We start from the raw sequence: 12,747 nt of genomic DNA, 5'->3' as shown, positions 1-12,747 counted from the left end.
TTACGGCGAGATAAAATCGCTATTGCTAATATATGAGCGTATGAAAAATAGTGCTCAAAATACGAAAGCGAACTTCAGGTATATCAAACATCTAATTGCAAGGAAGACAAAATTGACTATGATGAAAAGAAGCAAGTTATACTTGGTATTATTCTGCAGCTTATATACTACAAGTCTCCGCTGCTATGGACAAGCTCAAGCCACAGCTGTGGCTAACAAAGAGCAGCAAGCAGTAGATCAACTTCGTATAGCTAATAATGCTGCTGACGATACTTATTACATTTTTAATCACCGTTATTCAGGTGTAAAAGGCACGCCATTTTTATCACAATATTGGCAAAAGGCAGACCTGCGCTTGCAAAGTGATAAGGTAATGAAAGACGTTCCGATCAAGTATAACATTATGGAAAATAAGCTGGTAGCATTACGGAAGGAAGGCGATTCAATAATATTGGCTTCTGGGCTTGTAAAAGAGTTTATACTACATGATATGACCTTTAAGCCCTTAATGGAACCAGTCGACAAATTATATAGACGATATAGCTTTGTTCAAGATTCTAAAATAGTTGATGCATATTTTGAAGTTCTATCCGAAGGAAAGGAAGTTGTTCTGCTAAAGCGCGTTAAAAAAAATATGACACGTGCCACCCAGGAGGTTAGCTACAATACAGGAAGCAATGCAGACCAGATTTTGGCAAAAACGGAGTACTACGTTTTTGCTTCTAATGGCAAGGCTGGGACAGTAAAGCTTAGCCGAAAAGGCCTTGAAAAAGCACTTGAGCAAGTAGGAGTAGTAAACATTACAGGCCTATCTAATAGCGTAATAGTTAGTTCAGAAAAAGAGTTAGTTTCAGCATTTCAACTAATAGCAAGGAGATAGTTTTCTTGGCAAGCAAATAAGGAGAAAGCTGCTCCCTTGTGAAGGGAGCAGCTTTCTCCTTATTTGCTTGCCAAGAAAACGGCCACAGGAGCTACAGTGGTTTCGCTGTAAAAGCGTAATGTGTCTCCACTGATGCGGTAGGAGCGGGTAGTGCTGAGTATGTTTAGAAATCGGTTTTCCAGGGCTAGCTCGGGACAGGCCATTTTGGTAGAGAGTAGCGATCCGAAATGGAGTTTGCCCTCTGAGGGCAATGTGAAAGAACCTCGGAATTGGTTACACCCTGCCTGTCCTTCGGCCTGAGTTTCAGTGGCGCTCAGCTGCAGGTACATTTCCCGTTCTGGATTAGCCGCTACGGGTTGAGCCTCTAGGCAGTAGAGCATCCAGCGGGTGGTATGGAGAGTGGCGGGTGGTGGAGTAGGACTTGAAATGGCAGGAGTAAGCTTTGGCTGGCATGAGCCAAGTAAAAAGCTGAGAATGAAGCCGGTGAAGAGAAAAGAGCGAGCTAATTGCATAAGGTGGGCGAGTAGGGTACAACAAAAATGCAAATCCGGTCTGAAAAATGATGCGGGAAGCACATGTAGCACTAGCTTGGAATAGGACAAAATGGCTACATTAGGCCATGAAAACTTTCCTTTTTATCTCCCTTTTATTCTATTGTACGCAAACTGCGCTGGGGCAGCGGAAAACGGTTGCTATGCCTGCTCCAGGAGTAGCGCCGGCTACCGTTGAACGGGTGTTACGCACCCTTGCCGCAGATGATATGCAAGGGAGAGCATCAGGAAAACCAGGCGCCCAAAAGGCAGCGGATTTTCTGGCTAGTGAATTTCAACGTATAGGCCTAGAGCCTATCTCAGGCCTTAGTAGTTATGCGCAATCGTTTCCGACGTATGAAGTGCGTACGGCGGCGTTTGTGAACATAAACGGCACTAATATCACCCCCGATAAGGTGTTGTTGATTTCTGGCAAACCTCACCTGAACTGGACGGATTCTGACGAACCAGCCCCTAAAATTATTACCGTGGCTGCCGATGGCAACCTCATGCGAGAAGTACGGCCACTACTAGATCCTCGCGAGAATAGCATTGTGTTCGTGGATCCTAGCCAGGCTACCAACTTCAATCGTCTGGCTGGGTACGTGAAGCGGGGCGGTTTGCGGGTCGATAAGCCAGCTGAGTTTACAACCCTGGTTGTGCTAGGAACCCCGCCACCTGCGCCCGTAAAATTCCGGGTGGCCGCTACTACCACTATCCGGACGGTAGAGTTGCGCAATGTGGTAGGCGTATTACCTGGCAAAGATGCTAGCAAGGCCGCCGAGCAGGTAGTATTCAGTGGCCATTATGATCATTTGGGCATCATCCCGGCGGTCCAAGGTGACTCTATTGCCAACGGGGCTGATGATGATGCGAGTGGTACTACCGCCGTGGTTGCGCTGGCTGAGTATTTCAAGAAAAAAGCTGACAATGCCCGCACGTTGGTGTTCGTAGCCTTTGCCGCCGAAGAAATTGGGGGCTTTGGGGCCCGTTATTTCTCACAGCAGCTCGACCCGAAGCAAGTGGTTGCTATGTTCAATATTGAGATGATTGGTAAACAAGCCAAGTTTGGACCCAATACCGCATTCATCACTGGCTTTGATAAGTCGGATTTTGGCAAGCTGCTGCAGGAAAGCACAAAAGGCGCAGTCTTTCGTTTTGAACCTGACCCTTACCCAGAACAAAACCTGTTTTACCGCTCCGACAATGCCACATTGGCTCGGCTGGGAGTGCCTGCGCACACCATCAGCACCGACCAGATTCCGACCGACAAACTGTACCACAGCGTAAACGATGAGGTAGAGTCGCTGGATTTAGCGAACATGACGGCGGTAATATCAGCCATTGGCCGCAGTGCTGCTGGCATTATTTCCGGTAAGCAAACCCCTACTCGTATTGCGCCCGAGCAAGTGAAGCAATAAGCCTCTCCTTCAAGCGTCTATAAAAGCCCTAGGCCACTCTACCGCAAGCGTGTAGAGTGGCCTAGGGCTTTTAGTAGGGTAGGTTATTACTTGCCGAAGCGGGCACTCAACCCGCCACCAATGTTAAAGCCGCCCGCAGCACCGGTTAGACCGTGGCCCGCCGTCACGTCAAAGCGCAAGCCGGGTAGGGGCCGCCAGTAGAGGCCGGAGGTTACGCCTGGTAGCCAACCTTGCTGCCGCTGCCAGGTTGCGTACGTTTCGGCGAAGAAGCCCAAGTGGTTAGAGGCGGTAAGCGGGCCATTCAGAGCCAACGTGGTCAGGTATTGCCCTTGCTTGGTGCCCTCAGCCTTAAAGCCTCGCTGCCGGAAACCAAAGTTGCCTTCCAGCCCGAAGCGCTGCCCAATCTGCTGCGACACCAGCAGACGCCCGCCCGGTTCGTACTGCTTCTCCCCGAAGCTCGCGTCGCCGTTGCGCAGGTTCATATCGAGGAGCACTACTACCTGCGAGCGGCTGTTCTGCACCGTGGAGGCCAGAAACTTTGCACCTACGTTGAGTGGAGCAAAGCCAGTTGGCCCGGTATAAGTGGTTGGGGCTCCTTCGCTAGAGAGTGGCCTAGCGCCGCCGGGAGTAAGCAAATAATTCTGCGTGGCGCGCAGCTCAATGTGATTGAAGAAGCCCACCCGTAGCGTGTTGCCCCAGGCAGAACGACCGGCGTAGCCCACGCTGCTAGTTCGGTCGTAGCTGTTTAGGCCGGTTTCAAGCTGAAACTGGCCCGGATAAAGCATGTTCGTGGTGATGGTCTGGCCCGGACGGTCCGGGCGAATCAAGCGCACAAATGGCGAGTCGCCATTATCCAACCGATAGTCAGTGGTCTGGGCCAGGGTGCGGGCCGGGCCAGCGAGCGTAAGCCCGGCGGCGGTCAGCAGGATGGTCTTTCTCATTTATGCCCGACACACTACTCACTTTTAAAGTTCAATTTTTCGCAATAGCGTGAAACCTATATGCTTAATTGCCGTAGCAGCGCAAATAAGCTAGTTAAGGCTCAAACAGCCGCTTATTAGGGCATTAGAGACAAAAAAAGAGACCCGGCTACGCTGGGTCTCTTTTGAAAAAGCCAAGAAAGTATACTGGCCTAGGGGGCCTGCTTAATGGCTTGCATGGCTTGCTGAACGGTAGCTTGCTGATCAGCGGGCTTGCCTTTGCTTACCTTATCGAGTAGCCCAAGAATGGGCTCATCAACGCCATACTTCTTGTACTCTACGGCTAGCTTTTGCATCCGCTCCACACCCTCGCGCAGTACCGTAGCATCGTTGAGACGGGTCATGAAATCGGCCATGCTCTCCAGCATGTTGAATTTGCCTTGCACGCCGGCCGCATCAAACCGGTCACGCAAATACGTCCAGGTGCTGGCATCGCCGTACTGGCCGTACACGCTGGCCACGGCGTTGCTGATAGCGCCGTGGGTATCGTTCTGTAGTGCTTTGGCGCGGGCCAGAGCCTTGGCAGGCTGCACCGAGGCCAAGCCGCGCAGCGCAGCACCCTGCACCGAGTACGACTGGCTGTTGAGTGACTGTGTAAACAGCTTCTCGTCCTTCTTGTCCTTCATCTGAGCGAGAGCAGTCAGGATAGCGGCCTGCGTATTGGTGTTCTTCTCTTGAGCTAGCTGACGCCGAAGCACCGGCGCGGCGGCTTTCTGCACGGCTTTGTCATCTAGTTTAAGACCCGCTATTGCCGTCTGGCGTAGGCCACTGTACTTGTCATTGAGGGCAGAAATAAGCAGGGCCCGAGCGGCAGCATCCGTAGTCGGGCGAGTAGCGGCAGCAGCCACTGCTTCGCGGCGGTCAACGAAGCGGGGCGCGTTCTTGTACTGGTACACGAACTCCTCAAAAGGCTTATTATCTGTTTTCTGCCACAGCAGCACCTTCTCAGCATCTACGTTCACTAGAGTAGGCTTGCTGGCCGCAGCAAAGCGGAGCGTTTCGGTGCGCTGGCGCAGCATGGCGGTGTGGCGCTGCGGCTTGCCGTTCACGTACAGATCAACGGTCAGCGGCAACTGGAATACCTGGCCGGGCTGGTTTTGCTTGATGGTTACGGTTTGCTCCTTGCGGGCGGCATCCCAACCGTAATCAATGCTTACCACTGGGTGGCCCGGGCTGAAGTACCACTGGTTGAAGAACCAGTTCAGGTCTTGGCCCGAGGTGGCTTCTAATGCTAGGCGTAGCTGGTGCGCTTCACCATTGCCAAAGCGGTTATCGGTGAGATACTTTTTCAGGCCCGCGAAGAATACGTCGTCGCCAAGGTAGCTGCGGAGCATGTTCAAAATCTGACCACCTTTCTGGTAGCTTACCAGATCGAACATGTCTTCCTTATCGGCATAATGGAAGCGCACCAGGGTTTTCTGCGCATCAGCCGGGCTGCGCAGGTAGTTGCGCATGTTCATATAGGCGTGCGCATCGGCAGCATCCTGACCGTATTTGTGCTCGGCCCAGAGCGCCTCGCTGAAGTCGGCGAATGACTCGTTCACCGTGAGGTTGCTCCAGCTTTCGGCCGTTACCAAATCACCAAACCATTGGTGAAACAGCTCGTGCGCAATAACCGATTCTCCGTTGGCGTACTCGGCATCTAGCAGTTCACGGGCGTCCTTCTGCAGGAAGTCGCCGTGCAGCGTAGCCGAGGTGTTCTCCATGGCGCCGCTCACGTAATCGCGCACCACAATTTGAGCGTACTTGTTCCAGGCGTAGTCTACACCGAGTCGCTGGGAGAAGAACTCCAGCATTTCGGGTGTGTTGCCGAAAATCTGCTTGGCGAAGGGGGCGTACTTGGGCTCGAGATAGTAGCTCACTTCCTTGCCGCGCCACGTGTCTTTGGCAATTTTAAAATCGCCCACCGCCATCATAAACAGGTAGGGCGAGTGGGGCAGCTCCTGCTTCCAGGTATCGGTGCGGGTGCCGTCGTTGTTAGGCTTCTGCGAGTCGAGGCGACCGTTGCTGAGCGTGACATAGCGCGCAGGCACCGTCATGCTAATTTCCGCCGTGGTTTTCTGGTTGGGCCGGTCAATGGTCGGAAACCAAGCCGATGAGCCTTCCGTCTCGCCCTGGGTCCAGATCTGGCGGGGCTTGCCGGCCTCCGTGCTATCGGGGTTGATGAAGTACAGGCCCTTGGCATCCGAGATGGCGGCGCTGCCTTTCACTTTCAGCTCGTCGGGCTTGGCCGTGTACTCAATGTACACGGTGTACTGCTGGCCGGGTGCGTAAAGCTTGTCCAGATGCACGAGCATCTGCTCCTGGTTATAGTCGAAACGCAGGGTCTTGGCATCGTTGCCATTTACCATCGTCACCGACTTAATATCCATGCCCTTGGCATCGAGGCGCAGAGAGTCGGTGGCGTAGGCCACTGGCTGCAGGGTTACCCACTCGCGGCCGTAGAGGTAGCGCTTGGCGTAGTCAAAGCGCACATCGAGTTTGGTGTGCACCAAGGCGTTGATTTTACGGGCTGATTCGCGGTAGGGGAGCAGAGCAGCCGAGTCGGGGCGGGCCGCCGGGCTTTGGGCAAAGGCCGGAACTGCGCCCAGCAGGCCTAGGCCTAGCAGGAAAGCTTTGGTCATGAAAGGATAGATAGGATTAGGCTGCTAGTTGCAAACTTTTTAGCACAGAACCTGCAGCCAATTGCCCTGATTTCCTAGTCGCTGCCAGCCCCAAGTTCTTAACCGGAGCGAGGGCGAGCCTTACGCCGAGTGCCTCTCCAGCTCAGCCCGATTCCAGTGACCTAGCGTGGCGCCGGCGTCATATGTGCTTTGCAGGAACTGGCGGAGATATGCTGCCGGGTCTGGCGCTTGGCGTACTGCAGCGTAGGGCAGTAAAAACTCCCCCAGCTCCGGGCTATAATAGGCCTCCGCGGGCTGCACCGGCGCTTCTGCGAAGCCAGCTGGGGCAGGTGCCGAGTACGCATAGAAAGCGGCTTCCTGCCCATTGCCGCCCGGCCAAAAGCCGTGGCTGATGACCTCATGCGAGTAGGCCTCTAGGGTAATAGAATCGGCGCCCTCGCGGGGTGGAGCAGAGCGGCCGGAAAAGCGCGTAACCGCTAAGTCGAAGCTGCCCCAGAAGAAATGAACGGGGCTGCACTTGCCCATGAACTGCGCCCGAAACGACTCCAAAACTGGGGCAATCAGGGTAAGGCTGCGCCAAAACCGCTGAGCAGCCTCGGGGGCGTAGCTGGCATGCTGCTCATCCTCCAAAAATGGAATGGGGTGTTCTAGCTCCACCGGCACGGGCCAAATCTTGACAGTGATACCCAACTGGCTTAGCAGCTCCATCACCTCCCGATAGAACGCCGCCACGGAACGTGGCTGCAAGGCCAAACGACGCTCGGCGCCGTCGCTGCAGCTGATGACAAGCTCGTGGGCGAGAAAGTCGAAGTCTATCTGAAAGCTGCGCTCCTCATATGGCATGGCCGAAGTGGTGAGGCCCCGGGCCGTAACGTAGAGCGGTACGTTCCACCAATGGTTTACCAGCGGCGTTTGCGCCAGCCGAATCTTGCCTACAATCTGCGTCCACATGTGTAAAGTAGCCATCGTGTCGGCCCATTCAGACGCGGGCAAGGCTGGCCAGGAGGTAGGTTGCTGAGGCATTGAAGGATATTGAGCTGAGAAACACCACGATTGGGCTTGATGCCTATTCAAGATAGGGATAAGCCTAGAATTGTAGCGCTACAGTATATTGCTAAGTAACTGGGGTTTAAGAAAGCTTGTAGTGCCGTAGAGGTGGGCGCAAAACGGAGTTGAGCCATGAAATTGCCGGCTGGTTACTCAAGCAGCACTTGTCAAGGTTCTTTTCATTAAGATATCGATCTGTGCGTCGTCACCCAGCTGAAATACGTGCTTATCAAACTCGTCGAAACCATTTTTCTGGTAAAACCGAATGGCTTGTGCGTTTTGCTCCCACACGCCCAACCACACGAAGTCAACTTGGGCTTGCGTAGCTAGTTGCATTGCTTGCTCATACAGCACCTGCCCTACCTTTTTGCCGTGGTAGGCCTGCAATACATAAATACGCTCAATTTCCAGGCTAGCAGCGCTTTGCTGCTCCGTTTGCGCCGCCCCAGTATTGACTTTCAAGTAGCCAATAACCGTGCTGTTCAACTCAGCTAGATAAAACGTTGACTCAGGGTTCTGCAGCTCGGCCGTCAGCTTTGCGGCTGAAAATCCTTCTTCCAGATATGCCCTCATATTATCTTCTGAATTGCTGGCGGCAAATGTTTCCTGGAAGGTTTGACGGCCAATCTGTTGCAATGAAATAACGTCGCACAGAGAGGCTTTTCGCAGGGAGACATGTTCCATGTTGTTATGATATGTTCTGGTAGGAAGTTGAGCTACACTCATCGGGTAAATTGCCAATGGCACTCTTGTTCGTGGGATATTCGGTAATTTTTGCCCTTGCACTGCAGCCCATGACCCTCTCAGAAATCCTGCAAACCACGTATCCGTTGCCGGTTGCCTCTCTCGACAAAGTATTGGCCTTGGCAGAATATGTAGAATTGCCGCAGGGCACCACCTTATTCCGTGATGACCAACTTGCTCAGCACATCTACGTGGTGCAGCGGGGGCTTGCCCGGGCCTTCGCCCGGCGGGCAGATCGGGAAGTGACCTTCTGGTTTTCCTCAGTAGGTGCAGTACTAGTCTCTATTCGCGGCTATACTGAGCAAGCGGTGAGCTACGAAACCATTGAATTGCTAGAAGACAGCGGTCTGTTCCGGATCAACACGCACGCACTTCAGCAGCTGTACCACACAGATGTGCACGTAGCCAATTGGGGCCGGGTAATGGTAGAGCGGGTGTGGCTGCAAACGGAGCAGCAACTCATTGCGCGGCAGTTTCGCACTGCGGAAGAACGCTATGCCGAGCTGCTTGAACAAAACCCGCACTTAGTGCAGCGGGTGGCGCTAGGCCACATTGCGTCGTACTTGGGCATTACACAGGTAACGCTGAGCCGCGTGCGCACTAAACTGAAGTAACTACTCAACTCAGGACGACACGACTTTCAGCCCCAGTACCGACCCAATGAGCGTGCTGAGAAAGAAAAGACGCGGCCCAGTCAGCGGGTCGCCAAACACGAATATGCCCAACGCGGCCGTGCCTACGGCCCCAATACCCGTCCAGACTGCATAGGCCGTACCCAGGGGTATTTGCGCTAGGCTGAGGTTGAGTAAATAAAAACTCAAGGCTGAGCAGCCTCCAAAACCCAAATACCAGCTAATGGCTTCGGCGCCAACAGCCTGTTTAGCTTTGCCCAAGCAGAACGTAAAGGCAACCTCGGCCAAGCCAGCTAGTACTAAAAACAACCACTGCATAGCAAAAGAGAAAGTGTGGAGGCAAAGGTCCGCGCCGAGCTACACCTTTCTTTTAACCAATGCTAAAATCGACACGGTCAAAAGCTGTGATTTGATAGGTTGGTCCAACTAGCATCAAGGCGAAACAGGATGAATAGGGTGGCCTAGGCCACTCTGCCCCAACCAACAAAAGGCAGGGAACTGGCAGCAAACCGCTTGGCTACAGGGTTGTGCCTTGAGTACAAGTACACCAGCATCGTGGAGGTTTGCGCCGTCAGTGCTTACACTGAGCTACGTATAGAAACACAAACGCTCCGACCGGTGGCCGAAGCGTTTGTGCAGACTCAGATAAGGACTCAGTAAAGGGCTGGGCCTTAGTTTGTAGCTTAGTGGGCTAGTGCTGGCTCATGGTGCCGCTCGGGGTGCAGCGTAGGATCGTCGCCGTAGTGAGTGTGCTGGGCGCGGTAGGTGCGTTCGAAGATCAAGGGGAAGATGAACAGGGTCAGGATGGTACCCGTTATCAGTCCGCCAATTACTACAATAGCCAGCGGCTTAGAGGTTTCGGAGCCAATGCCGGTACTGATGGCGGCGGGCATTAGGCCAATAGTAGCCATCAGGGCCGTCATCACCACGGGGCGCACCCGGCTGGTTACGCCATCGGCAATACTGCGGTCGAGGCTCATCTTCCGAAGCATATTCTGCTTGAACACTGATATCAGGATTACACCATTCTGGATACAGATACCAAACAGAGCAATGAAACCAATACCGGCCGAAATACTGAAGTTGGTGTGCGTGATGAGTAGGGCCGCAATGCCCCCAATGATGGCAAAGGGCACGTTCAGCAGCACTAGGCCTGCATCCTTCAGATTCCCAAACAAAATGAACAGGATGAAGAAAATCAGGGCCAGCGAAACGGGTACTACCTGGCCTAGGCGCTGGGTAGCGCGGCGCTGGTTTTCAAAGTCGCCCGTCCACTTCATGGTGTAGCCTTTCGGCAGGCTTACCACTTGGTTTACTTTCTTCTGGGCTTCCTCAATGGTGCTGCCCATGTCGCGGCCCCGGATGGAGAACTTCACGGCGGCAAAGCGCTGGTTGTCGTCGCGGTAGATGAGCGAAGGGCCGTTTACCTCCTCTATTTTGGCAATTTCAGAGAGTGGAATTGTTTTGCCGTTTTGTGTGGGCACCATGAGAGCTGCAATTTCCTGGGGGCTCTGACGGAACTGCTCTTGGTAGCGCACCCGGATGGGGAATTTCCGCTCACCCTCGTACATCTGGGAGGCTTGCTTGCCGCCCACGGCCATTTCCAGCACCGCATTAGCGTCGGCCTTGCTCACGCCGTAGCTGGCCATGCGGCCTTCATCCAGCTCTACGTGCAGCTCTGGCTGCCCAATGTTACGCAGCACGCCCAGGTCATCAATGCCCTTGATGTTTTTCAGGATGCCATACACCTGGCGGCCTTTTTCCTCCATTAGTTTCAGGTCGGTGCCGTAAATCTTCACGGCAATAGAGCCTTTAACGCCCGAGGCAGCTTCCTCCACGTTGTCGGTGATGGGCTGGGAGAAGTTGAAGTCTACACCGGGGAAGCGGTTGAGCTTCTCCTTCATGTGCTCAATCAGGGCTTCGCGCTTATCCTTATGCTTCATCTCAGCCTCCACCTCAGGAGTGTGCTTGAGCTGCACCAAGAACTCGTTGTTGTAGAAGCCGGTGGGGTCGGTGCCATCGTTGGGGCGACCGGTCTGGCTTACTACGTCGCCCACTTCCGGGAACGACAGGAACACCCGGCGCATCTCGTTGCACAGCTTGTTGCTCTCATCCAGGGAGATGCTCAGCGGTAACTGAGCCCGCACATAGATAGAGCCTTCGTTAAGCTCGGGCAAGAACTCAGAGCCCAGGAAGTGGAAGGCACCCATGCCCAGCACTACTGCTACTGTAGCCACCAATAGGCTGGCAGTTTTACGGGCGTAGGTGAAGGCAAAGAAGCGCTGCGCCCCGCGGTTAATAGCGCGCACGAAGAAGTTATCCTTCTCCACTACATTCTTCTTGAGAAGCAGCGAGGTGAGCACCGGCACCAGCGTGAGCGTGAAAATTAGGGCACCCAGCAGAGCAAAGCCCAGTGTCCAAGCCAGGGGCGAGAATACTTTGCCTTCTACTTTCTCGAAGGAGAAGATGGGCAGCAGGGCCGTGATGATGATGGCCTTGGAGAAGAAGATAGCCTTGCCCATGTCGCGGCCAGTCTTCTTGATGAGGCCTAGCTTGGCGAGCTTGTTGAAGCGCTCCATGCCTACTTTGTGGGCTTTGTGGTCGAGGGCTACAAAGAGCCCTTCCACCATCACCACGGCCCCGTCGATGATAATACCGAAGTCAATGGCGCCCATGCTCAGCAGGTTGGCCGACATACCCTTCAACCGCAGGCAGATGAAGGCAAACAGCAGCGCCAGCGGAATGATAACCGACACGATGACGGTGGTGCGCCAGTCGGCCATGAATACGAACACGATAACCGTTACCAGAATTATGCCTTCCAGCAGGTTATGGATTACCGTTTCGGTGGAGAAGTCAATGAGCTGCTGCCGGTCGTAGAAGGTCTGGATTTTCACGTCCGACGGCAGAATCTTGTCATTCAGATCGGCTACCTTATCCTTTAGGCGGGCAATAACTTCCGAGGGGTTTTCGCCTTTGCGCATCACCACTATGCCTTCCAGCACGTCGTCGTTCAGGCCCCGGCCCACGCGGCCCAGCTTCGGCAGCGCCGACTCGTGCACAATGGCCACATCCTTCACCAGAATGGGCGCCCCATTCACGTTTTTGATGACGGTGTTATTGATATCGGAGATGTTGTTCAGTAGGCCTATACCGCGCACCACATAGTTCTGCTGGCCCTGGTTGATCACGTCGCCGCCCACATTGATGTTGGAGCGCTGAATGGCGTTGTACAGATCTAAGGGGGTGAGGCCCAGGTCCTGGAGCTTGCCGGGGTTTACGCTGATTTCGTAGTCCTTCACCTCGCCGCCGAAGCTATTTACATCGGCCACGCCGGGTACGGCTTTCAGGTTGCGCTCCACCACCCAGTCTTGCAGCGTTTTCAGCTCGCGGGTGGTTTTGTTCTTGCTTTTGAGCGTGTAGCGGAAGATTTCGCCGGTGGGGCCGTAGGGAGGCTGCACGTCGGGGTCAGCACCCTCGGGCAGGTCGGCCTGGGAGAGCAGGTTGTTTACCTGCACGCGGGCAAAGGCATCGTCCACGCCATCGTCGAAAATTACCTTCACTACCGACAACCCAAAGAGGGTAGTGGAGCGGATGCTCGTTTTCTTCTGCACCGGGTTAAGGGCAATTTCAATCGGCGCCGTCACGAACTTCTCAATCTCCTCTGCCGAGCGGCCAGGCCACTGCGTAATAATGGTGATTTCAGTGTTGGTTACGTCCGGAAAGGCCTCGATGGGCGTGTTCCGGTAGCTCATTACCCCAGCAATGATGGTTACGAGGGTCATCAGGAATACGAAGCCCCGATTTTTGAGCGAAAAGGCAATGATGCCCTGGATGAATTTATTCATGGCTTACTGAGAAGCTAGAAGCGATAGTAAAGCACAGCTGA

10 protein-coding genes are annotated in these 12,747 nt (G+C 54.0%); 3 read left to right on the top strand and 7 right to left on the bottom strand.

Annotated features, from left to right (window positions below):
* The first annotated feature begins 40 nt into the window (after positions 1–40).
* Positions 41–880, top strand: a complete 840-nt coding sequence (locus EU557_RS00690) for a hypothetical protein (RefSeq protein ID WP_135528503.1) — start codon at positions 41–43, stop codon at positions 878–880.
* A 59-nt stretch (positions 881–939) separates the two neighbouring features.
* Here EU557_RS00690 and EU557_RS00685 read toward each other — a convergent pair whose 3' ends face one another.
* Positions 940–1,392, bottom strand: a complete 453-nt coding sequence (locus tag EU557_RS00685) for an META domain-containing protein (RefSeq protein ID WP_135528502.1) — start codon at positions 1,390–1,392, stop codon at positions 940–942.
* Between the two features lie 182 nt (positions 1,393–1,574).
* On the opposite strand from EU557_RS00685, the gene EU557_RS00680 reads away from it, so the two are divergent.
* Positions 1,575–2,831: a M20/M25/M40 family metallo-hydrolase gene (locus EU557_RS00680; RefSeq protein WP_167855041.1), complete on the top strand. Its 1,257-nt coding sequence runs from the start codon at positions 1,575–1,577 to the stop codon at positions 2,829–2,831.
* 86 nt (positions 2,832–2,917) lie between these two features.
* Here EU557_RS00680 and EU557_RS00675 read toward each other — a convergent pair whose 3' ends face one another.
* The 4 genes from EU557_RS00675 to EU557_RS00660 all read right to left on the bottom strand — a co-directional run bounded on the left by EU557_RS00675 (position 2,918) and on the right by EU557_RS00660 (position 8,166).
* Positions 2,918–3,772, bottom strand: coding sequence for a transporter (locus EU557_RS00675; RefSeq protein ID WP_135528500.1), 855 nt, complete (start codon positions 3,770–3,772; stop codon positions 2,918–2,920).
* A gap of 191 nt (positions 3,773–3,963) precedes the next feature.
* Entirely contained in the window at positions 3,964–6,435 is a 2,472-nt protein-coding gene (locus tag EU557_RS00670) for a M1 family aminopeptidase (RefSeq protein ID WP_135528499.1), read from the bottom strand.
* Between the two features lie 120 nt (positions 6,436–6,555).
* The gene (locus tag EU557_RS00665; RefSeq protein WP_135528498.1) at positions 6,556–7,458 is read right to left on the bottom strand and encodes a DUF5996 family protein; all 903 of its coding nucleotides are present in this window, start codon (positions 7,456–7,458) and stop codon (positions 6,556–6,558) included.
* Positions 7,459–7,635: 177 nt separating this feature from the next.
* Entirely contained in the window at positions 7,636–8,166 is a 531-nt protein-coding gene (locus EU557_RS00660; RefSeq protein ID WP_135528497.1) for a GNAT family N-acetyltransferase, read from the bottom strand.
* 110 nt (positions 8,167–8,276) lie between these two features.
* On the opposite strand from EU557_RS00660, the gene EU557_RS00655 reads away from it, so the two are divergent.
* Entirely contained in the window at positions 8,277–8,840 is a 564-nt protein-coding gene (locus EU557_RS00655) for a Crp/Fnr family transcriptional regulator (RefSeq protein WP_167855040.1), read from the top strand.
* A 9-nt stretch (positions 8,841–8,849) separates the two neighbouring features.
* On the opposite strand, the gene EU557_RS00650 is transcribed toward EU557_RS00655, so the two are convergent.
* Positions 8,850–9,176, bottom strand: coding sequence for a DMT family transporter (locus tag EU557_RS00650; protein ID WP_135528495.1), 327 nt, complete (start codon positions 9,174–9,176; stop codon positions 8,850–8,852).
* Between the two features lie 365 nt (positions 9,177–9,541).
* Positions 9,542–12,706 carry an efflux RND transporter permease subunit gene (locus EU557_RS00645; RefSeq protein WP_135528494.1) on the bottom strand — a complete coding sequence of 1,055 codons (3,165 nt, stop codon included), beginning with the start codon at positions 12,704–12,706 and terminating at the stop codon, positions 9,542–9,544.
* Between the last annotated feature and the right edge of the window lie 41 nt (positions 12,707–12,747).

The sequence above is a fragment of the Hymenobacter wooponensis genome (genome assembly GCF_004745865.1).
Classification (GTDB): domain Bacteria; phylum Bacteroidota; class Bacteroidia; order Cytophagales; family Hymenobacteraceae; genus Hymenobacter; species Hymenobacter wooponensis.
Note: the sequence above shows the minus strand (reverse complement) of the source record. Positions and strands in the feature narration are given on the sequence as shown.